The sequence below is a fragment of the Tannerella forsythia genome (assembly GCF_003860135.1).
GTDB classification, from domain to species: domain Bacteria; phylum Bacteroidota; class Bacteroidia; order Bacteroidales; family Tannerellaceae; genus Tannerella; species Tannerella forsythia_A.
The window spans coordinates 1-22689 of record NZ_RQYN01000044.1 but is presented as its reverse complement, the minus strand read 5'-3'; the positions used below and the strand labels follow the sequence as shown (position 1 = coordinate 22689).

Annotated in this window: 20 protein-coding genes and 3 tRNA genes; 5 read left to right on the top strand and 18 right to left on the bottom strand. The window is 46.8% G+C overall.

What is annotated here, in order from left to right; all coding sequences use genetic code 11:
- Positions 1 to 475: 475 nt before the first annotated feature.
- Positions 476 to 721 (top strand): ISAs1 family transposase, encoded by a 246-nt coding sequence (locus EII41_RS10625; RefSeq protein ID WP_185711895.1) that lies wholly within the window; start codon positions 476 to 478, stop codon positions 719 to 721.
- On the top strand, positions 664 to 921 hold the full coding sequence (locus EII41_RS10620; protein WP_124790559.1) for a hypothetical protein: 258 nt from the start codon (positions 664 to 666) through the stop codon (positions 919 to 921). The genes EII41_RS10625 and EII41_RS10620 overlap by 58 nt, the downstream gene beginning before the upstream one ends.
- A gap of 342 nt (positions 922 to 1263) precedes the next feature.
- On the opposite strand, the gene EII41_RS10615 is transcribed toward EII41_RS10620, so the two are convergent.
- From EII41_RS10615 to rpsU, 16 genes are all read right to left on the bottom strand, one after another.
- Entirely contained in the window at positions 1264 to 2799 is a 1536-nt protein-coding gene (locus EII41_RS10615) for a helicase HerA-like domain-containing protein (RefSeq protein WP_124790558.1), read from the bottom strand.
- A 27-nt stretch (positions 2800 to 2826) separates the two neighbouring features.
- A complete protein-coding gene (gene rpoC, locus EII41_RS10610) occupies positions 2827 to 7104 on the bottom strand; it encodes a DNA-directed RNA polymerase subunit beta' (protein ID WP_124790557.1) in 4278 nt (1425 codons plus the stop codon).
- Positions 7105 to 7133: 29 nt separating this feature from the next.
- The gene (rpoB, locus tag EII41_RS10605; protein ID WP_124790556.1) at positions 7134 to 10946 is read right to left on the bottom strand and encodes a DNA-directed RNA polymerase subunit beta; all 3813 of its coding nucleotides are present in this window, start codon (positions 10944 to 10946) and stop codon (positions 7134 to 7136) included.
- Between the two features lie 116 nt (positions 10947 to 11062).
- Complete coding sequence (gene rplL, locus EII41_RS10600) at positions 11063 to 11437, bottom strand: 50S ribosomal protein L7/L12 (RefSeq protein WP_124750749.1); 375 nt, start codon at positions 11435 to 11437, stop codon at positions 11063 to 11065.
- Between the two features lie 42 nt (positions 11438 to 11479).
- Positions 11480 to 12007 carry a 50S ribosomal protein L10 gene (gene rplJ / locus EII41_RS10595; RefSeq protein WP_124790555.1) on the bottom strand — a complete coding sequence of 176 codons (528 nt, stop codon included), beginning with the start codon at positions 12005 to 12007 and terminating at the stop codon, positions 11480 to 11482.
- A 24-nt stretch (positions 12008 to 12031) separates the two neighbouring features.
- The gene (gene rplA, locus EII41_RS10590) at positions 12032 to 12727 is read right to left on the bottom strand and encodes a 50S ribosomal protein L1 (RefSeq protein WP_124750747.1); all 696 of its coding nucleotides are present in this window, start codon (positions 12725 to 12727) and stop codon (positions 12032 to 12034) included.
- 14 nt (positions 12728 to 12741) lie between these two features.
- The gene (rplK, locus tag EII41_RS10585; protein WP_014225272.1) at positions 12742 to 13188 is read right to left on the bottom strand and encodes a 50S ribosomal protein L11; all 447 of its coding nucleotides are present in this window, start codon (positions 13186 to 13188) and stop codon (positions 12742 to 12744) included.
- A gap of 61 nt (positions 13189 to 13249) precedes the next feature.
- Positions 13250 to 13789: a transcription termination/antitermination protein NusG gene (gene nusG, locus EII41_RS10580; RefSeq protein ID WP_124790554.1), complete on the bottom strand. Its 540-nt coding sequence runs from the start codon at positions 13787 to 13789 to the stop codon at positions 13250 to 13252.
- 9 nt (positions 13790 to 13798) lie between these two features.
- Positions 13799 to 13987, bottom strand: a complete 189-nt coding sequence (gene secE, locus EII41_RS10575) for a preprotein translocase subunit SecE (RefSeq protein ID WP_014225270.1) — start codon at positions 13985 to 13987, stop codon at positions 13799 to 13801.
- Between the two features lie 16 nt (positions 13988 to 14003).
- A tRNA-Trp gene (locus EII41_RS10570) sits at positions 14004 to 14076 on the bottom strand.
- Between the two features lie 46 nt (positions 14077 to 14122).
- On the bottom strand, positions 14123 to 15310 hold the full coding sequence (gene tuf / locus EII41_RS10565; protein ID WP_124790553.1) for an elongation factor Tu: 1188 nt from the start codon (positions 15308 to 15310) through the stop codon (positions 14123 to 14125).
- Between the two features lie 55 nt (positions 15311 to 15365).
- A tRNA-Thr gene (locus EII41_RS10560) sits at positions 15366 to 15437 on the bottom strand.
- A 113-nt stretch (positions 15438 to 15550) separates the two neighbouring features.
- Positions 15551 to 15624 (bottom strand) — tRNA-Thr (locus EII41_RS10555).
- Positions 15625 to 15715: 91 nt separating this feature from the next.
- Positions 15716 to 16015, bottom strand: coding sequence for a ribosome hibernation-promoting factor, HPF/YfiA family (hpf, locus tag EII41_RS10550; protein ID WP_124750744.1), 300 nt, complete (start codon positions 16013 to 16015; stop codon positions 15716 to 15718).
- 11 nt (positions 16016 to 16026) lie between these two features.
- Positions 16027 to 16926 carry a tyrosine-type recombinase/integrase gene (locus tag EII41_RS10545; protein WP_124790552.1) on the bottom strand — a complete coding sequence of 300 codons (900 nt, stop codon included), beginning with the start codon at positions 16924 to 16926 and terminating at the stop codon, positions 16027 to 16029.
- A gap of 77 nt (positions 16927 to 17003) precedes the next feature.
- Complete coding sequence (rpsU, locus tag EII41_RS10540) at positions 17004 to 17195, bottom strand: 30S ribosomal protein S21 (protein WP_124750742.1); 192 nt, start codon at positions 17193 to 17195, stop codon at positions 17004 to 17006.
- 187 nt (positions 17196 to 17382) lie between these two features.
- On the opposite strand from rpsU, the gene EII41_RS10535 reads away from it, so the two are divergent.
- Both EII41_RS10535 and EII41_RS10530 read left to right on the top strand, forming a co-directional pair.
- The gene (locus EII41_RS10535; protein ID WP_124750741.1) at positions 17383 to 17904 is read left to right on the top strand and encodes a gamma carbonic anhydrase family protein; all 522 of its coding nucleotides are present in this window, start codon (positions 17383 to 17385) and stop codon (positions 17902 to 17904) included.
- On the top strand, positions 17904 to 19037 hold the full coding sequence (locus EII41_RS10530; protein ID WP_124790561.1) for a CapA family protein: 1134 nt from the start codon (positions 17904 to 17906) through the stop codon (positions 19035 to 19037). The genes EII41_RS10535 and EII41_RS10530 overlap by 1 nt, the downstream gene beginning before the upstream one ends.
- Positions 19038 to 19206: 169 nt before the next feature.
- Here the strand turns inward: EII41_RS10530 and EII41_RS10525 are convergent, their stop codons facing one another.
- Entirely contained in the window at positions 19207 to 20460 is a 1254-nt protein-coding gene (locus EII41_RS10525; RefSeq protein ID WP_124750740.1) for a 3-deoxy-D-manno-octulosonic acid transferase, read from the bottom strand.
- Entirely contained in the window at positions 20460 to 21980 is a 1521-nt protein-coding gene (gltX, locus tag EII41_RS10520; protein WP_124790551.1) for a glutamate--tRNA ligase, read from the bottom strand. The genes EII41_RS10525 and gltX overlap by 1 nt, the downstream gene beginning before the upstream one ends.
- Positions 21981 to 22404: 424 nt before the next feature.
- Here gltX and EII41_RS14320 point away from each other — a divergent pair.
- Positions 22405 to 22689, top strand: a 285-nt coding sequence (locus tag EII41_RS14320) for a hypothetical protein (RefSeq protein ID WP_221620721.1), incomplete at its 3' end; no start/stop codon positions are given.

Genomic DNA, 22689 nt, shown 5'->3' with positions numbered 1-22689 from the left:
GACATCCGGAACTTGTTCGGAGGGCTGAAGGCCTGAATTAAATTCATTCCTATTTCTTCTATTGCGGAATCTGGGGTTATACGGGTGCCGTATACGTGCTTATGAGGGTATCGCATACGTGCCTATGGGGGTATCGCATACGTGCCTATGGGGGTATCGCATACGTGCCTATGTGAGCGGCGCATACGTACCTGTGGGGAATCGTTGAATGGTGGGCTGATGACTGACCGACAGACCCAAAACATCCGAAGGACCGCGTGCTGACCACCGACGACTGACCGCTGTAACCGGCCCAATGCGGAATTTGCGTTAATTGTTAATGGTCAATTGTCATGCCGAGTACATAGTTTAACATGCACTATGCATAACCAAGTGCTGAAAGCCCGGATTATTTCAGCCCCATCCCGCAAGGATGGGGGGGCGATGTCCGCACCCTATTCAGAGGGCTGAAAGCCTGAATGAAATTCATTATGATTTGTTCTATTGCGGAATCCGGGATAAAATCAACGAGATTACCGCTATTCCTTCGCTGCTTGATTTACTCGATATGGAAGGAAGCATCATTACGATTCATGCCATTGGTAAACAAACGGACATAACGGAAAAAATCATCGAAAACAAGGCCGATTACATTCTCTCGATAAAAGGCAATCAGAAAGAACTTTGGAACAAGTGGAATGCCGTTTTGTCAACCAAAAACCGGCGGATACGAACGAGATAATCGAAAAAGGACACGGTCGGATAGAAACCCGCAAATGTGAAATAATTACCGACCTTCGTTTTGTGAATGGTCGTGAAAACTGGAAATCGCTCAAGACCATTATCAAAATAACTGCCACGCGTGATACAGGCAAGAAACAGGAACCCGAAATCCGCTACTACATCAGCAGCGCAATGGACGATGCCAAGACAGACCTTTAATGCCAACATCCGTAAGCATTGGGCAGTGGAAAACAAACTAAACTAGGCGCTTGATGTCGTTTTTGATGAAGACAAGACAGCGAAAAATAACAAAGAATGCGACACAGAACTTTTCATTTATCCGAAAAATAGCGCTGAATCTCTTAAAGCAGGATAAATCCAAAGGGTCGCTCATTACAAAAAAGCAAAGAGCAGGTTGTGATGACAAGTCTTTACTGAGGTTATTGAAAATTTAAATGCGTTGCCCCTGTACCTTACCCACTTTTTTAGAAGAGTATCAATTTTTCTTGCAAAACAAAGCGTAATAATGTGGATTGTAAGAAAAGTTTGTTGAAATCGTAATCACTTCATCAACGATCCTAACAAGCCACGGCCGAACTTAAACAAGGTATTGACAACCTCACGCTTAGCCTTAGTCGAAGCCATCTTGGTCATGCTCCCCATCACGCTATTGTCTTTTTCGCGCTTGCGCTGACGCTCCAACCGCTCACGCTCGACACGTTCAGCACGTTGCTGGCGCTCTAATTCTTTTTCTTGCTTGGCCTCTTCTTTCTGGCGCATGGCTTCTTCCTGTGCCTGCCGCGTTCGGGCCAATCGTTCGGATAGAATCTCAAATGCCGATTCACGGTCTACCGAACGCTCATATTTGCCGAACACGAGCGAAGTTTGCATCATTCGTCGACGTTCGTCCGGAGTAACCGGGCCGGCTTGTCCTTCGGGAGGAAGAATGATTGCGCGTTCCACGATCGTCGGACTGCCTTTTTCGTCAAGAAAGGAGACGAGGGCCTCTCCTACCGCAAGCTCCGTAATGACTTTCTTCGTATCGAGTGTGGGATTCTGTCGGAAGGTCGACGCAGCCGTAGCCACCGCCTTTTGGTCGCGAGGCGTAAAAGCACGCAACGCATGCTGCACACGATTCCCCATCTGCCCCAGAATCGTTTCAGGTACATCAAGCGGATTCTGCGTGCAGAAATAAATACCTACCCCTTTCGAGCGGATCAAGCGGACAACTTGTTCGATTTTCTCCAGTAACGCTTTCGATATATCCTTGAAAAGCATATGCGCTTCGTCGAAGAAAAAGACCAGCTTAGGCTTGTCCAAATCCCCGACCTCAGGCAACTGCTCGAAAAGTTCGGAAAGCAAATATAACAGAAAGGACGTGTAAACTTTAGGCGATCGGATCAGCTTGTCGGCCGCGAGCATATTGATTACTCCGCGTCCGCCCTGCGTCTGCATAAAGTCGAAAATATCCAATGCGGGTTCTCCGAAGAATACGTCGCCCCCCTGCTCCTCAAGCGCCAACAATCCACGCTGAATCGCTCCGATGCTGGCCGGCGAAATATTGCCGTACGATATCGTATATCTGTCTCGTTCCGTACCGAGATGTTCGAGCATCTTACGTAAATCTTTCAGATCGATCAACAAAAGCTTCTCATCGTCGGCAATACGAAAAGCGATCGTGAAAACACTGGATTGAATATCATTTAGATCAAGCAAACGACTGAGAAGCATCGGTCCCATCTCCGAGACCGTCGTACGCAAGGGATGCCCCTGTTCTCCGAAAATATCCCAGAAACATACCGGAAAACCACGATACTCGAAGCCTTTTTCTGCCAGACGATTCTGTTCAACACTTTTTTGCAGGTGCGGATTGCTGCCTCCCGGGCTGCTAACCCCTGAAAGATCGCCTTTGATATCCGTGGCAAACACGGGAACGCCCATACTGCTGAAAGTTTCAGCCATATTTTGCAAGGTGCAGGTCTTCCCCGTTCCGGTAGCTCCCGTTATCAGCCCATGACGATTCGCCATTTGGGGGAGAAGGCAGATATCCTGCCCTCCCGCAATGGCTATAAGCGCTTTTTGATTCTTATCCAGCATCAGATCATTGTTAAGAATAAACTTTCTCTATTTATCCATCTTCACATCCGAAAGATCGACCACATTGGCGCGGCTGGCTGCGATCCGGTCAAATTCATCCTTGGCACCGACGGTCAGCTTTTCAAACTCACGCTGACCCGTTCCGGCCGGGATCAAATGACCACAGATCACATTTTCTTTCAATCCTTCGAGACGGTCGATTTTTCCACAGATCGCGGCTTCATTCAACACCTTGGTCGTTTCCTGGAACGATGCGGCCGACATAAAGCTGGTAGTCTGCAAAGCCGCACGCGTGATTCCTTGCAAGATCTGGTTCGTCGTTGCAGGAACGGCATCCCGTGCTTCTACCGGTCGCTTGTCGCGACGTTTCAGCATACTGTTCTCGTCGCGGAGCTTACGTGCCGTGACAATCTGTCCGGCATTGAGCGTCCCTGAATCACCGGCATCCGTCACCACTTTTTTACCCCAGATACGGTCGTTCTCTTCCATCACTTCGAGCTTGTCAACGACTTGCTGCTCGAGGAAACGAGTATCTCCCGGATCTACGATTTCGACCTTGCGCATCATCTGACGAACAATCACTTCAAAATGCTTATCGTTAATCTTCACTCCCTGCAAACGATACACATCCTGTACCTCGTTCACGATATACTCCTGAACGGCCGTCGGACCTTTGATCGCCAAAATATCGGAAGGAGTAATCGCTCCATCGGAAAGCGGCATACCGGCACGTACGTAATCGTTCTCCTGTACCAGCAACTGTTTCGACAAGGGTACCATGTATTTCTTCACTTCCCCAAGTTTCGAGGTCACCATGATTTCACGATTACCGCGTTTGATTTTTCCGAAGCTGACTTCACCGTCGATTTCCGAAACGATCGCCGGATTAGACGGATTACGCGCTTCGAACAATTCCGTAACACGTGGCAATCCACCAGTGATATCACCGGTTTTACCCACCGCACGCGGAATCTTTACCAGCACCTCACCCGCTTTGATCATATCGCCTTCTTCTTTCACCACATGGGCTCCCAAAGGCAGCGAGTAATTCTTCAGCGGCTCGTTGTCGGCATTTAGAATATGTGCTGCCGGTATCTTCGTCTTATCTTTCGACTCGATGATGATCTTCTCTTTCAGACCGGTCGTCTCATCACTTTCGACCTTATAAGTCACATTTTCATCCATGCTTTCGAAAGAAAGCTTTCCTGCAACTTCCGAGACAATCACCGCATTGAACGGGTCCCATTCGATGATCTTGTCTCCTTTCTGAATAGTCGCTCCGTGATCGAAGAACAATTTCGATCCGTAAGGGATATTATGATTATGCAAGATGATCTTCGTATGAGGATCTACAATACGAAGCTCAGCCAAACGGCTGACTACAATCTTACATTTTTCCGTTTCCGAATCAACGGCACGCAATTCATCAATCTCAAGTACTCCGTCGTATTTCGAAACGAGACTGTTCTCCGTTGCAATATTCGACGCGATACCACCGACGTGGAACGTACGAAGCGTCAGCTGTGTTCCCGGCTCACCGATAGACTGTGCGGCAATCACACCAACTACTTCACCTTTCTGCACCATTTGTCCCGTCGCCAAGTTACGTCCGTAGCACTTTGCACAAACGCCCTTCTTCGACTCGCAGGTCAGCACCGAGCGAATTTCAACGCTTTCGATCGGTGAGTTTTGTATCTCGGTAGCTTGTTTCTCACGAATTTCCTCACCCGATTTGACAATGATTCTCCCCGTAATCGGATGGATAATATCGTGAACCGATACACGACCAAGAATGCGTTCGTAAAGCGACGCAATCACTTCTTCATTGTTCTTCAACTCTGTGCAGGTCAGTCCGCGCAACGTTCCGCAGTCTTCCTCATTGATGATCACATCATGTGAAACGTCGACGAGACGACGCGTCAGATAACCGGCGTCAGCAGTCTTCAATGCCGTATCCGCCAAACCTTTTCGAGCACCGTGCGTCGAGATAAAATACTCCAGCACCGATAATCCTTCTTTAAAGTTCGACAAAATCGGGTTTTCAATAATCTGTCCGCCGTCGCTTCCGCTCTTTTGCGGTTTGGCCATCAATCCACGCATACCCGAGAGCTGACGAATCTGTTCTTTCGAACCACGCGCCCCGGAATCCATCATCATGTAAATCGAGTTGAATCCGTCGTCGTCAGCACTAAGCTGATCGATCAGGGTCTTCGATAAACGACTGTTGACGTGTGTCCACGTATCGATAATCTGATTATAACGTTCGTTATTCGTGATGAAGCCCATGTTATAGTTGGCCGTAATCTGCTCGACTTCGTCATAGCCTTCTTTCACAATATCGTCTTTTTCCGGCGGAATCAACACATCGGCCAAGTTGAACGATAAGCCACCCTTGAAGGCCATATAATAGCCCAAGTTCTTGATGTCGTCGAGGAACTGAGCCGTACGAGCCACACCACATGCCTTAATTACACGGCTGATGATATCGCGCAGTGCTTTCTTGCCCCAAACTTCATTAATATATCCGACTTCATCCGGTACATATTCATTGGCCATCAAACGACCGACAGAAGTTTCCACCATCTTTCTGACCGTTTCTCCTTCTTCATCCAGATCGTTCACATAGACTTTAATCGGAGCATGAATATTCACCTTCTTTTCGTTGTATGCGATCATCGCCTCTTCAGGGCCATAGAACACAAGACCTTCGCCTCGCGCTCCTCGCCGGAGCTTCGTGATATAGTACAAACCAAGCACCATGTCTTGAGAAGGCACCGTAATCGGAGCACCATTCGCCGGGTTCAGGATATTATGCGAGGCGAGCATCAACATCTGCGCTTCAAGCACAGCCTCGTTACCGAGCGGCAAGTGAACCGCCATCTGGTCTCCGTCGAAGTCGGCATTGAATGCCGTACAAGCCAGCGGATGCAACTGGATGGCCTTACCTTCGATAAGCTTGGGCTGGAATGCCTGAATACCTAAACGGTGCAACGTCGGAGCACGGTTCAGCAGTACCGGATGTCCTTTCATCACATATTCCAAAATATCCCATACGACCGGCTCTTTGCGATCTACGATTTTTTTGGCAGATTTGACCGTCTTCACAATGCCGCGCTCAATCAACTTGCGGATTATAAACGGCTTATATAACTCGGCAGCCATACCTTTCGGCAAACCGCACTCGTGCATTTTCAATTCGGGTCCGACCACAATCACCGAACGTGCGGAATAGTCGACACGTTTACCCAACAGATTTTGACGGAAACGTCCTTGTTTTCCTTTCAAGCTGTCCGAAAGCGACTTCAACAGACGGTTAGCATCCGTCTTCACGGCGCTCGACTTGCGCGAGTTATCGAACAATGAATCGACCGCCTCCTGCAACATACGCTTTTCGTTTCGAAGGATGACTTCCGGGGCGCGGATATCAATCAACCGTTTCAGACGGTTGTTACGGATGATCACGCGACGATATAAATCATTCAAATCGGAAGTGGCAAAACGCCCTCCATCGAGCGGAACAAGCGGACGCAATTCCGGCGGGATAACAGGGACCACCTTAATAATCATCCATTCCGGCTTATTCCGGCCTTTCGACGCACGAAACGATTCAACGACCTGCAAACGTTTCAGAGCCTCATTCTTTCGTTGCTGCGAAGTGTCTGTCGTTGCGTGATGACGCAAATCGTACGACAAGGTATCCAAGTCCAAACGAACAAGTAAATCGTAAATCGCTTCTGCACCGATTTTCGCAATAAACTTGTTCGGGTCGGAATCTTCAAGCATTTGGTTTTCTTTCGGTAACGTTTCGAGTAGATTCAGATACTCTTCTTCGGACAGCAAGTCCATATCATTGACCCCCTCGGCAGCCCCTTTTTGGATCACAATATACCGTTCGTAGTAGATAATCGAATCCATCTTCTTAGTAGGCAGTCCCAGCAGATAACCGATCTTATTCGGTAAAGAACGAAAATACCAGATATGTGCCACCGGAACGACTAACTGAATATGTCCGGAGCGTTCGCGACGCACCTTCTTTTCCGTGACTTCCACCCCGCATCGATCACAGACAATCCCCTTATAACGAATACGTTTATACTTTCCGCAATAACATTCGTAATTTTTTACCGGGCCAAAAATCCGTTCACAGAACAAACCGTCACGTTCGGGTTTATATGTACGGTAATTGATCGTCTCAGGCTTCAATACCTCTCCGTACGAGTTTTCAAGAATCTCTTCCGGCGAAGCCAGCCCGATGGTAATCTTCGTAAACTCACTCTTTATCTTGTTTTCTCTTCTAAAAGCCATATTTTTCTCTATTTTATAAAGAGTTATCTTTAATCTAATGTAAGACTTAAACAAAGGCCTCTCAACTCGTGAAGCAATACATTCAGTGACTCGGGAATACCCGGTTTAGGCATATTCTCTCCTTTCACAATCGCTTCGTATGCTTTCGAACGGCCGACTACATCGTCCGACTTGATCGTCAGAATTTCTTGCAAGATGTGAGCGGCTCCGAAGGCTTCGATCGCCCAAACCTCCATCTCTCCGAAACGTTGACCACCAAACTGGGCCTTACCTCCTAACGGCTGCTGTGTAATCAATGAATACGGGCCGATGGAACGAGCGTGCATCTTGTCGTCGACCATGTGTCCGAGCTTCAGGAAGTACGTAACTCCTACGGTTGCCGGCTGATCAAAACGCTCTCCCGTACCGCCGTCATACAGATAAGTCTTACCATAACGCGGTATGCCTGCTTTATCGGTCCATTCATTCAAATCGTCGATCGATGCTCCGTCGAAAATCGGCGTAGCAAATTTCACATCGAGCGTCTTTCCGGCCCATCCTAAAACGGCTTCGAAAATCTGTCCGAGGTTCATACGAGAAGGTACACCCAGCGGGTTCAAACAAATATCTACCGGCGTACCGTCTTCAAGGAAAGGCATGTCTTCCTGACGTACAATCTTCGAAACGATACCTTTATTACCATGACGTCCGGCCATCTTATCGCCCACTTGAATCTTACGTTTCTTGGCAATGTAGACCTTGGCTATCTGTACGATACCGGTAGGCAGCTCGTCTCCGATCGTAAGATCGAATTTCTTTCTGCGCAACTCGGCATCTAATTCCTTATATTTCTTCAGATAATTAACAATCAGTTGTTTGATCAGCTCATTTTTATGGGCGTCGGTCGTCCATTTGCTAACCTGCACTGTGTTATAATCCAATTCTTCCAAGGCCTTACGCGAGAATTTGGCGCCACGGGCAATAACCTCCGTATTCAGATAGTCTTTTACGCCTTGCGAGGTTTTGCCGTTGGTGAGCTCCTGCAACTTATCGACAAGCAAGCTCTTCAATGCGGCCATCTTTTCTTCGTATTCTTCGTCCAGCTTAGGCAGGACAGCCTTATCGGACATACGAGTGTTGCGTTTTTTCACCATCTTCGAGAACAAACTCGTCTCAATCACAACTCCTTGTAGCGAAGGCGTCGCTTTCAACGAAGCGTCTTTTACGTCACCGGCCTTGTCGCCGAAAATCGCGCGCAACAATTTTTCTTCGGGCGAAGGATCGGACTCTCCTTTCGGCGTAATCTTTCCAATCAGAATATCTCCAGGCTTAACGTGTGCGCCTACACGGATGATACCACGTTCGTCGAGGTCTTTGATAGCTTCCTCACTCACGTTCGGGATATCGGAAGTCAATTCTTCCATACCGCGCTTCGTTTCGCGTACTTCCAGAATATATTCATCCACATGAACCGACGTAAAGAAATCTTCACGAACCATACGTTCGTTCAGCACTACGGCATCCTCATAGTTGTATCCCTTCCAGGGCATATAAGCCACCTTGACGTTGCGTCCCAAAGCAAGTTCTCCGTTTTGCGTCGAATAACCTTCCGTCAGGATATCTCCGGCCTTTACGCGCTGACCGCAACGACAAATCGGACGCAAGTCTACCGTTGTACTTTGGTTCGTCTTCCGCCATTTCGGAATGGTATACGTTTTCACCGCATCTTCGAAGCTTACAAATTCTTCGTCCTCCGTGCGGTCATATTTAATCTTGATACAAGTAGCATCTACAAAGACGATTTCGCCCTCTCCTTCCGCAATAATCTGGGTACGCGAATCACGAGCTACCTGCGCTTCAATACCGGTTCCGACAATCGGAGCATCGGTACGAATCAACGGTACGGCCTGACGCATCATGTTCGATCCCATCAAGGCACGGTTCGCATCGTCATGTTCGAGGAAAGGAATCAACGCCGCCGCAATCGAAGCGATCTGGGTTGGAGCAACGTCCATCAAATCGACCTTCTCTGGTTCTACCACAGGGAAATCGGCTTCATATCTCGACTTTACCTTATCGCGCACAAAACGTCCGTTATCATCCAACGGAGCATTTCCCTGCGCTACAATTTTATTTTCTTCTTCTTCCGCCGTATAATACTCCAAGGCCTCTTCCGAGAAGTTGACTCTTCCATCTTCGACCTTACGATAAGGAGTAGCGATGAATCCCAGCTCATTGATTTTGGCATACACACAAAGCGAAGAAATCAATCCGATATTCGGGCCTTCCGGCGTTTCAATCGGACAAAGACGTCCGTAATGCGTATAGTGAACGTCACGCACCTCGAATCCGGCGCGTTCGCGCGACAGACCTCCGGGACCTAACGCCGACAAACGACGCTTATGCGTAATCTCCGCCAACGGATTCGTCTGATCCATAAATTGCGACAGTGCATTCGTCCCGAAGAAAGAATTTACAACCGACGAAATGGTTTTGGCATTAATCAGATCGATCGGAGTAAACACCTCGTTATCACGCACATTCATTCGTTCACGAACCGTACGCGACATACGCGCCAAACCGATTCCGAACTGGTTATATAACTGCTCACCGACCGTCCGGACACGACGGTTACTCAAATGGTCAATATCATCTACAACTGCCTTCGAATTAATCAGTTCAATCAGATATTTGATAATCTCAATAATATCTTCTTTCGTTAAAACCCTGATGTCTTCGCTGGTAGTCAATCCTAACTTACGATTTATGCGGAAACGCCCCACGTCTCCCAAATCATAACGCTTTTCGGAGAAGAACAAGTTCGTAATCACTTCTCGTGCACTGGCTTCATCGGCCGGCTCCGCATTACGTAACTGACGATAAATATACAATACGGCTTCCTTCTCCGAGTTACTCGGATCCTTCTGGAGCGTATTGTAAATGATCGCGTAATCGGCCAGATTCTGATCTTCACGGTGTAACAAAATATGTTGTACCCCCGAATCAATGATTTCATTGATATTATCTTCGTTCAGTTCGGCTTCACGGTCGATAACCACGTCATTACGCTCAATGGAAACGACTTCGCCCGTATCTTCATCGACAAAATCTTCTACCCATGTCTTCAACACGCGGGCTGCCAACTTTCGCCCGATATATTTCTTTAAATTCGTTTTGTTTACTTTGACTTCTTCTGCCAGGTTGAATATCTCCAAGATATCCTTATCGCTCTCGAAACCGATAGCACGCAGCAAGGTTGTCACAGGCAGCTTTTTCTTACGGTCGATGTAGGCGTACATCACGTTGTTGATATCCGTTGCAAACTCAATCCATGAACCTTTGAACGGGATAATACGGGCAGAGTATAATTTCGTCCCGTTGGCATGCGTACTCTGTCCGAAAAATACACCCGGCGAACGGTGTAACTGTGATACGACAACACGCTCGGCACCGTTTATCACAAACGTACCGCGATCCGTCATATAAGGAATTGGGCCCAGATAGACATCCTGAATCACCGTATCGAAATCTTCGTGTTCCGGATCGGTACAGTATAATTTAAGCTTCGCTTTTAACGGAACACTGTAGGTCAATCCGCGCGCGATGCACTCGTCAATCGAATACCGGGGCGGATCTACATAATAATCCAAAAACTCCAACACGAAATTATTTCGTGTATCCGCGATAGGGAAGTTTTCGGAAAACACTTTATACAAGCCTTCCTTTTTTCTTTTTTCGGGCGGTGTATCAAGTTGTAAAAAGTCTTGAAATGACTTCAATTGTACTTCGAGAAAGTCCGGATAAGCGAGGAAGTTCTTTATCGAAGCAAAATTTATCCTTTGAGTTTGAGCTGCAGAAGACATTTAGTTAGTAATTAGGAATTGTTTTTGAACTTGTAATGAAATAGACACAAAAAGGTTAAGAATCCCCGGCTTACGGGGAGACTTAACCATATCACCTGTTTATCAGGCTATAGACACTATTTAAGCTCAACTTCTGCTCCTGCTTCTTCCAACTTTTTCTTCAAATCTTCAGCCTCGGCCTTAGCCACACCTTCTTTTACGTTGCTGGGAGCACCGTCAACCATATCTTTTGCTTCTTTCAAGCCCAGACCGGTCAACTCTTTCACTAATTTAACGACTGCCAGCTTATTCGCACCAGCGGATTTCAGTACCACGTCAAAAGAAGATTTCTCTTCAGCGGCTGCTGCACCGGCTGCCGGACCAGCTGCTACGGCTACGGCTGCTGCTGCCGGTTCAATACCGTACTCTTCTTTCAAAATCGTCGTTAATTCGCTCACTTCCTTTACGGTAAGATTTACTAATTGTTCTGCAAAAGCTTTCAAATCTGCCATTTTTGTATGATTTAAATGATTATTATTCTATTAATTAAATGTTCATCTCTTCTCGAGAGTTTGTAAAATACCATGAATTGCTTGTCCGGAAGAAGACTGCAAAGCAGACATCACATTCTTGATCGGCGACTGCAACAATCCAATCACATCTCCAATCATTTCTTCTCTGCTCTTCAGACTTGCCAGGGCATCAAGGTTCTCTGCTCCTATGTAGAAGCTTTCTTGTACATAGGCAGCTTTCAGTTGAGGTTTAACCTCGCCTTTCATCCCTTTTGTAAAATCCTTGATCAAGCGAGCCGGAGCATTAACCACATTCGAGAACATCACGGCCGTATTCCCTTTCAGAGTTTCATACAACGCCGAATAATCTGTCTCCATGGACTCCAGTGCCCTTTTAAACAAAGTATTTTTTACAACGACCAACTTCACATTTTCTTTGTAACAAACTCGTCTCAACGCACTCGTCTTCTCCGCATCCAATGCTTCGATGTCCGTCAAGTAAAAGTTTCCGTACTCTTTCAACGTTTCGGTCAGCCGTTCAATAACGATACCTTTATCTTCCTTTTTCATTTGTTCCTAAACTTTAAAGTAAAATTAATCTTCAACCGTCTTCGGGTCAACCTTAATACCCGGACTCATTGTACTAGAAAGATAAATGCTCTTTATATACGTACCTTTAGCAGCCGAGGGCTTCAATTTAATCAGCGTTGAAATAAATTCTTTCGCATTTCCGCTGATTTGTTCCGGGCTAAAAGATACTTTACCGATGGAAGAGTGAACGATTCCGGCTTTATCGACTTTAAAATCGATTTTACCTTGTTTCACTTCTTTCACGGCGTTCCCAATTTCATTCGTTACGGTTCCGCTCTTAGGATTCGGCATTAAACCGCGAGGGCCCAATACACGTCCTAACGCACCGATTTTACCCATGATTGCGGGCATCGTGATGATGATATCGATATCGGTCCATCCACCTTTGATTTTTTCGATATATTCATCTAATCCCACATAATCGGCTCCGGCTGCTTTAGCCTCGGCTTCTTTATCAGGAGTACACAATGCAAGAACCCTTGTTTCTTTACCTGTCCCATGAGGAAGTGATACCACCCCTCTCACCATTTGGTTGGATTTACGGGGGTCAACACCGAGACGAACATCCACATCTACCGAGGCATCGAACTTAGTCGTCGTAATTTCTTTGACTAATGCCGAAGCTTCCTGTAATGTGTACATTTTCCCTTCTTCAAGCTTACCCTCCGCCAATTTCCGATTTTTCGTTACTTTACTCATCTTCCAATTGACTTTTAATGGTTCGTTTCCGGGAATGTCCCAGTTACCGTAATACCCATGCTTCGCGCTGTACCGGCGACCATCTTCATCGCAGATTCAACGGTGAAGCAATTCAGATCGACCAACTTGTCTTCAGCAATCGCCTTCACCGTATCCCAAGTGACTTGCGCCACTTTCTTACGGTTGGGCTGTGCCGATCCGCTCTTTTGCTTGCTGGCTTCAAGCAGCTGCACAGCTACAGGCGGTGTTTTTACGACAAAATCAAACGTCTTATCCGCATAATAGGTAATTACCACAGGCAACACCTTACCGGCCTTGTCTTGGGTCCTGGCATTGAATTGCTTGCAGAACTCCATAATATTTATTCCCTTGGAACCCAATGCAGGGCCAACGGGAGGAGAAGGGTTGGCTGCTCCTCCTTTTATCTGCAATTTAATTTGTCCAGCAATTTCTTTCGCCATCTTTCTTTAATTTAATATTTAATTCAGATTTTGGAAAAAAACTCGTCATTCGTAACAATGATTACTCTTTTTCCACTTGCACATAACTTAATTCAAGGGGCGTTTTACGTCCAAAGATTTTAACGATCACCTTGAGTTTCTTCTTCTCCGCATTCACTTCTTCAATGACACCACTGAAGCCGTTGAAAGGTCCATACGTCACTTTCACGGTTTCACCTACATAGTATTGAACATCGAGTTCTTCCGGTTGTTCTTGTAATTCATCCAGCGTTCCTAACACACGGCTTACCTCCGACGGACGCAAAGGGATGGGGTCTCCCCCGCCCAAAAATCCGATCACATGAGGTATCTCACGCAAACGATGGATCACCTCTCCCACCAGATTGGCTTCCACCAAGACATAACCGGGCAAATAGGCGCGTTCTTTAACGACCTTTTTGCCATTGCGCATGGTGAACGTCTTCTCTGTTGGAATAAGTACTTGCGAAACATAATCTCCCAAGTCCGAATTTCTCATTTCGGCCTCCAGATATTCACGTACCTTATTCTCCTTCCCGCTGATTGCGCGGAGAACATAGAATTTTTGTTGAGAATCTGACATTACAAAACCTTATAAACTGTAGATGAATTTCATCACAGCCTCAAATCCAAAGTCAATGGCGCCAATAAGCACTGCTATGATAAGGGAAGCAAACATAACAACGACAGCACTATTTGACAGTTCCGCTTTCGTCGGCCAAGAAACCTTATGTACAAGCTCGTTATACGAGTCTTTGATATAAGCTATTACTCTCTTCATTATTTGTTATTTATTGCACGGAAGGAGAGGCTCGAACTCCCGACACCTGGTTTTGGAGACCAGTGCTCTACCGACTGAGCTACTTCCGTAAAGTACAGTCGGGCCGTCACGGACGAACCGACTGTATATGATTCATTAGTCTATCAATTCCGTAATCTGGCCGGCACCTACCGTACGACCACCTTCACGGATAGCGAAACGCAAACCAATGTTACATGCTACCGGATAGATCAGTTCCACCTCAATGGTCACGTTATCACCGGGCATAACCATTTCCACACCGTTCGGCAAAGTGATTTCACCCGTCACGTCCAATGTACGGATATAGAACTGCGGACGATATTTGTTATGGAACGGCGTATGACGACCACCTTCTTCTTTCTTCAAGATATAAACCTCTGCTTTAAATTTGGAGTGAGGTTTAACCTGTCCCGGATGGCAAAGTACCATACCACGCTTGATTTCATTCTTATCAATACCACGAAGCAACAGACCTACGTTATCTCCGGCTTGACCTTCGTCCAAAATCTTACGGAACATTTCAACACCCGTCACGACAGACTTTCTTCCTTCAGCACCCAAACCGATGATCTGAACTTCGTCTCCGGTATGAACCACACCCGTTTCAATACGTCCTGTAGCCACCGTACCACGTCCCGTAATCGAGAACACGTCTTCAACCGGCATCAAGAACGGCTTGTCCACATCGCGCGGAGGCAGCGGAATCCACGTATCAACGGCGTCCATCAACTCCATGATCTTTTCTTCCCACTTAGCATCTCCATTCAAACCACCCAATGCAGAACCTTGAATAACAGGAGTATTATCGCCATCGAAATTATAGAACGAAAGCAATTCACGCATTTCCATTTCTACCAATTCCAACATTTCGGCATCATCCACCATATCGCATTTATTCATAAACACGACCAGACGAGGAACGTTTACCTGACGAGCCAACAAGATATGTTCGCGAGTCTGAGGCATCGGACCGTCGGTAGCCGCAACTACAATGATAGCACCATCCATCTGAGCAGCACCCGTTACCATGTTCTTCACATAGTCGGCGTGACCCGGACAGTCTACGTGTGCATAGTGACGGTTTGCCGTCTCATACTCCACGTGCGACGTATTAATGGTAATACCTCTTTCCTTTTCTTCCGGAGCGTTATCGATCGAGTCGAACGAACGCAACTCAGAAAGACCTTTCTTCGCCAAAACAGTTGTAATAGCAGCTGTCAAGGTAGTTTTACCATGGTCAACGTGACCAATCGTACCGATGTTTACATGCGGTTTTGTCCTGTTAAAATGTTCTTTTGCCATAACTCAAATTGTCTTTTATGTAATAATTAATAATTTCCTTTTTTCTATTTATCTGAGCCGGTGCCGAGACTTGAACTCGGGACCTCTTCCTTACCAAGGAAGTGCTCTACCGCTGAGCTACACAGGCATTACATATTTACTCATAAACGCGCTATATATTTTCAATGTACGCACGTACAATAATATAATAGCAACTCGTTCAAGAACTATTTTTCTCTATTCACTCACCTTTCTCTTTCGAGCCTCTTGTCGGATTCGAACCAACGACCCCGAGATTACAAATCACGTGCTCTGGCCAACTGAGCTAAAGAGGCCTTTAGCATAAAATGAGCCGCTTCGTGGTAAGCGAAACGGCTGCAAATTTAGACATTATTTTATTACGTAGCAAATTTCCACCTTTTTTTTTTACTTTGCCCTGCTTTTTTCTTTCACTTTAATCAATTGCTTCTCTAAAGCAACAACAGCATCGTCAACAGCTTCTTCGAATGTATCATTGACTTTCTCGGCAAAAAGATCGTTGTTTTTTATCTTTAAACGAATCCCAACTTGCTTGTTTTGAACAGACTCCGGCTTTACGACACGCAAAGTCACCTCTGCTCCCAGAATACCGTCATGATACTGATTCAGCTTCGATACTTTTTTTTGAATAAACGCTTCCAAACGTTCGGTAGCGTCAAAATGAATTGCTTGAACTCTGATTTCCATAATTTACCTCCTTACTTTTTCGCTCTCGGATGAGCATGATACATTTTTTTTAATTCTTCAAAAGTAATATGTGTATAGACCGAAGTAGAAGCCAGACTGCCGTGTCCGAGCAACTCTTTCACGGCATTCAACTCCGCTCCGTCATTCAACATACTCGTTGCAAAAGAATGTCTGAGCACATGCGGACTGCATTTTGTCAACATGGGGATACCGGACAACCGCTTTTTGACGATACGATAGACGATAGCCCCCGTCAAAGGCTGGCCATTTTTCCGCACAAAGAGATGCATGGAATCATCGGCAGAAACTTCTTTTTCTTTCTCCGAGATATAATGCACGATCATCTCTTTTAAGTGCTCTGCAAACGGAATGATACGCTGTTTATTACGTTTACCGTTCACCCTGAGCTGCATGGCCTCCATATCAATGTCTGCATGCCGAATTCCGACAAGCTCGGAGCGTCGCAGACCTGTTTGATACAACATTTCAAGCAACAAACGATCACGGCTTCCCTCAAAATCAGACTCAAAGGAAGAACCGTCAAGCAAATCAGCCATCTCTTTCTCTTTCACAAAAGAAGGTAATGGGCGCGACATCTTAGGCCCGACCAATAAACGCACCGGACTTTCAGACAACACTCCCTGCTTCAACAAAAACTTAAAGAACGATTTCAGCGAGCTCAGCTTGCGGTTGACCGAGCTGGAAGCCATTGACTTATCCAAAAGAGACACCATCCAAGAGCGAACGGAATCGGCATCGATCGACCGAACATCAATCGGGGCCCCTTCCGCATTCGCACGGACGAACGCTTCAAACTGAAGCAGATCCCGCTCGTATGCCGCTACGGTAAGAGGCGAATATCCCCTCTCATAGCGAAGGTAACTTAAAAATGGCTTAATAAACGTATTCACGCCGCATTGTATTAACGCGACGAATATAAGAAGATTTTTTTATTAAACCAAAAAAAAGGTGGTAAAAAAACGGATGATTACTCTTCAGCCTGCTGTAATTGCTGCACGTAAATGGCACGAATACGTTCTTTTCTTTTCTCGACGGAGGGTTTGGAAAAAGCCTGACGTTTTCTCAGCTCTTTTACGACCCCTGTTTTTTCAAACTTTCTTTTGAACTTCTTCAATGCTCTTTCAATGCTTTCGCCTTCTTTTAATGGAACTACAATCATAAATTATTACTTTAATGCTTATTTTATTTTTTTATTTCATCCGTAAAAATCGGGCACAAAAGTACGGATAGTTTTATTACTTACAAAACTTTCCGATATATTTTTACCCGAACAAAGGGATTCGGTTCTTTTTATCTATCTTTGTGCCCAATCAACACGGAAGAATTCATTCATAATAATGTAACAAATGGCACTTATAAAATCAGTTCGGGGCTTCGTACCCTCTATCGGGAAGGACACTTTTCTGGCAGATAATGCGACCATTATCGGAGATGTGGTGATTGGTGAAGGATGCAGCATCTGGTTCGGTGCGATATTACGCGGCGATGTCAACTCGATCCGTATCGGAAACGGGGTCAATATACAGGATGGTTCGGTACTTCATACCTTATATGAAAAGTCGACGATCGAGATTGGCGACAATGTGTCGGTCGGGCATAATGTTACGATTCACGGAGCCAAGATATGCGATGGGGCACTGATCGGGATGGGAGCCGTAGTGCTCGATCACGCGGTGATCGGCGAAGGAGCCATCGTGGCGGCGGGATCGGTCGTACTAAGCAACACGCAGGTAGAGCCGGGGAGTATTTACGCCGGAGCCCCCGCGAAGTTCGTGAAGAAAGTAGACCCGGAGCAATCGAAAGAGATCAATCAAAAGATCGCACGGAATTATCACATGTACGCATCATGGTATAAATCGGAAGATTGATGCATTCTCTCTCCAGAAGCATACTGATTCCGGCACTTACATTGGCCGCAGCCGCTACAGGTTACGTGGTATGGCATACGCTGAATCGGGAGAAAATCCACGCGTCGTCCGACGGTGTAGTACAACAGGTCGATGAACCGCAACAGGCAAGACTCGTCTTTGCCGGCGACCTGATGCAACACATGCCACAAGTTCGCGCTGCCCGTCGGCCCAACGGAACTTTCGACTATTCGGAGACGTTTCGCTACGTCAAACCGATCTTCGAAGAAGCGGACTTCGCCATGCTGAATTTCGAAACGACGCTCACACCTACGTCGCGTTATACGGGCTACCCGATGTTTCGTTCTCCGGCACAATTGGCGGACGCGATTCGCGATATCGGTATCGACGCCGTGGTGATGGCCAATAATCATATTTGTGACAACGGGCGGACAGGAATCGAGTACATGACGACACGTTTCGATTCGCTGGGCATCGTCCATACCGGCGCGTTCATCGACAGTACGCGATATCGTATGAATCACCCGTTGCGCTTCGAGGTCAAGGGTATCCGGTTTGCTCTGCTCAACTATACTTACGACACGAATGGTGTTCCCATCCCTAAAGGCACGATCGTGAACCTGATCGACACGACAGCCATCCAAAACGATTTAAGGCGAATAGACCGTTCCGAAACGGATTGCATCATCGTGTTCTTTCACTGGGGCGATGAGTACGTCCGTAAACCGAATAATACGCAACGGAAGCTGGCGGAACTATGTCATCGCTACGGGACGGAAATCGTGATGGGCAGCCATCCGCACGTGATTCAGCCTTTCGAGACCAGATACGATACGGACAGCATCGTCCGCTCCGTGACGGTCTACTCACTGGGCAACTTCGTGTCGAATCAACGCGACCGATACAAAAACGGCGGACTGATCGTTACGCTCGACGTAGAAAAGAGAAACGAACAAATCGAGATTTGTCCGTACTATACACCGGTATGGGTTTCCATGCCGAACTATCGCATTCTACCGCCCTCAGTGGCCGATACGCTTCCGCTACCGTCCGGACAACGGGAAAGTTACCGCCAGTTTATTCGGGACACCCGTACCCTGCTCAACGACGACCGGATATTCAAAGAGAGATAGGGGTCGTTTTTGAAAAGCATACGACAGTGTTCTCACCATTTATACGTATCGGTTCCCAATCCGATGCTTATCGCTTTCCAATCCGATGCCTATCGGATTTTTTTCGATGCCTATCGGATTTTTTTCGATGCCTATCGGTTTTTCGGGCTTATCGTCTTCGTCTATCGAATTAGTTAGAATGAGTCTTTAAAGATAAATTCATCTCCCGAAGAATCCGGTCTGTCACCCCGCTGTTGCGCTGCACATAATCACCGACGATTCGTCCGGACTCCGCACGCTGCTCCGGCTTGCCGATAAATGCATCCATGCGGGTTACAAATGCGGCTTCATCCTGTAAGGAGAACCCGCCACCGCAGGCAATCAGCTCATGCGCTTCGCGAAATTTCTGATATTTGGGGCCGAACAGTACCGGAATGCCGTAAACAGCAGCTTCGAGCGTGTTGTGAATCCCTTTTCCGAACCCGCCCCCCACATAAGCCACATCTCCGTAACGATAAATGGACGAGAGCAAACCGAAGCTGTCGATAATCAGACAGTCCTTTCCGGCTACCGGCTGATCGTTCGTCTCGGACAGACGGATGGAAGGACGATGGAGGAGCGATTCGATATACAGCAGATGTTCCCGTGGGATTTCATGCGGCGCAATGATCAGTTTCACTTCCGGATGCGTATTAAAATACGGAATGATGATCGACTCATCTTCGGGCCACGAACTGCCTGCGACCAGAATCAGCGAACTCCCGTCTCCTACAAATTCTTTCACCGCGGGAAGCTCGCGTGCCTGCCGTTGCACGGCCAACACCCGGTCGAAACGTGTATCTCCACACACCTGAACATTCGTAATCCCGAACTCCGCCAGCAGACTTCGCGAGGCTTCGTCCTGCACAAACAGACGCTCAAAACAGGTAAGCGCTTTCCGGTACCATCCTCCGTACCACTTAAAAAACAGCTGTTCCCGCCGAAAGATACCGGAAACGAGGTATGTCGGAATGTTTCTTTTTTTCAACTCCGTCAGGTAGTTCAGCCAGAACTCGTATTTGATAAAGACCGCCACCGCCGGATTAGCCAAATGTAAAAACTTTCTCACCTTATAGGGCGTATCGAAAGGCAAATAACAAATCACATCCGCCCCGTCGTAATTCTTACGCACTTCGTAGCCGGACGGCGAAAAGAACGTCAACAAAATTTTATAGTCGGGATAGCGCTTTCGAATCGTCTCCATCAAAGGACGCCCCTGCTCAAACTCACCGAGCGAGGCGGCATGAAACCAAATATATCGGGCATTCCGATCAATCTTCTTCCGCAGAATACCATTGGTATGCCACTGCCCCACGCGTGTCATCCGCGCCTTACGGTGGAAGAACGAAGACAATTCGACGGCAAACGCATACAGATGCAATGCCAGTGTGTAAACGTGACGCATCAACCTAATACTTCTATCGCCCGGCCGATTCTCCGAATCGTCTCTTCCTTTCCGATCGCTTCGGTGATATGAAACACCTGCGGCCCGATGCCTTGCCCCACAAGCGCCAGACGCGCGGCATTCATGATATTCCCGAGATTGTAACCTTTCTCGGCAATCCATGCTTTCACATATTCCTCGGTACCCTCTACATCGAACGGCTCGCGACGGCGTAACACCTCGATCAGCTCCGTCAACTGCGCGGCACTGTCTTCCTTCCAGCGTTTCTTGCGCGTTTTCTCGTCGTACGTCTCCGGCGCAACAAAGAAATAATACGTCTGTTCCCACAATTCGGGCACGAAACTCACGCGCTCTTTCATCAGTCCGACGACTTTTTCGACATAAGCCTCATCCGTTCCGACTACGCCATGCTGCTCAAGCACCGGCCGAAACATGGCCGCAATATCTTTGTCGCTACGTTTACGGATATATTGGTGATTGAACCATTTGCCCTTCTCGTAGTCGAATTTCGCACCGCTCTTGCTGCAATGAGCCAGATCGAAAAGCGAGATCAGTTCGTCCATCGCCATCAGTTCGCGATCATCTCCGGGATTCCATCCGAGCAACGCCAGAAAATTGATCACGGCCTCGGGCAGATAACCGCTCTCGCGATACCCCGATGACACTTCCCCGGTCTTCGGATCACGCCATTCGAGCGGAAAGACGGGAAAGCCCAAACGATCTCCGTCGCGCTTGCTCAGCTTCCCCCCCCCTTCGGGTTTAAGAAGCAAGGGCAAATGCGCAAAGCGAGGCATCGTATCAGTCCAGCCGAGATAACGATAAAGCAGGACATGCAACGGAGCGCTCGAGAGCCATTCCTCCCCGCGAATCACATGGGTAATCTCCATCAGATGATCATCCACGATATTAGCCAGATGATACGTAGGCAAATGATCGGCCGATTTATAAAGCACCTTATCGTCAAGGATGGAGGTATTGATCACGACTTCGCCACGTATCAGATCGTTCACATGAATGTCTTCGCCCGGTTCGATTTTCGTACGTACCACATAGCGATGTCCTGCATCGATCAGCGACTTCACCTCATCGGCCGAAAGCGTCAGGGAGTTGCGCATCCGCATCCGCGTCGAGGCATCGTACTGAAAATTCGAAATCTCCTTTCGCTTGGCTTCCAGCTCTTCGGGCGTATCAAAAGCAATGTAAGCGAGTCCCGCATCCAGCAAACGGTCTACATATTGTTTGTAGATTTCCTTCCGTTCGCTCTGACGGTAAGGGCCATAATTTCCTCCATAGTCCACGCCCTCATCGAAAGGAAGGCCAAGCCATTGAAACGACTCGATGATATATTCTTCCGCGCCGGGCACAAATCGCTGCGTGTCCGTATCCTCGATACGAAGAATCATCTCACCGCCATGCTGCTTGGCAAACAAATAATTATACAAGGCTGTACGTACACCGCCGATATGAAGCGGCCCTGTAGGACTGGGTGCAAAACGCACTCTTACTTTTCGTTCCGACATATATTTAGACGAATTTGAATACTTATTACGAATGCGCAAAAGTAAGCAATTTCCGCATAATGCCGTCATATCGGAAAGAGTATTTGCCCGACAAGTCCATAAACAGAGTTCAATACATTCATATAGAGGCGACCGACCTTTCTATCACTCGACTTACATTTATCCGTATCAAAGAGTTTTTCAAAAGTCGGTATTGGTTTGTATCGCTTATTTATTCAAGCGCTATAAAATTTTACATAAATAGTTTACAGCAAAAGCATCTTTTTTCAAAACATACTATAAAGATAAACGAATAATTATGTATGTTAGATAAATCAAACTTCATATATTTGTGCGTCAGCAGGAGTAAAAAATGTTTGGAATTTCCACTTTTGTCTACCTGCAAGACACTATAAAAGAGCACAAACAATAAAGTTAATTAACAATGAGAAAAATATTTTTTATCGTTCTATCAACGATCAGCGTAATCGCTTACGGACAGGACAAGTATAATTATGTTCATTTTAACGAACTAACCGAAGTAGTCGGTACAGAATATGTCATTGCCTCAATTGAGAATAAAGGAAAAATGTTTAAAACGGAAAACGACTATCTTCTTTTTATCAACCAGGCGGCAATATATCGAAATTATTTTGCATCTTTGCACCATGAACAAGATAGATTTCCGCACATTATCAGAGACAGAACGATTTGCTTTTCGCCGTCAAGC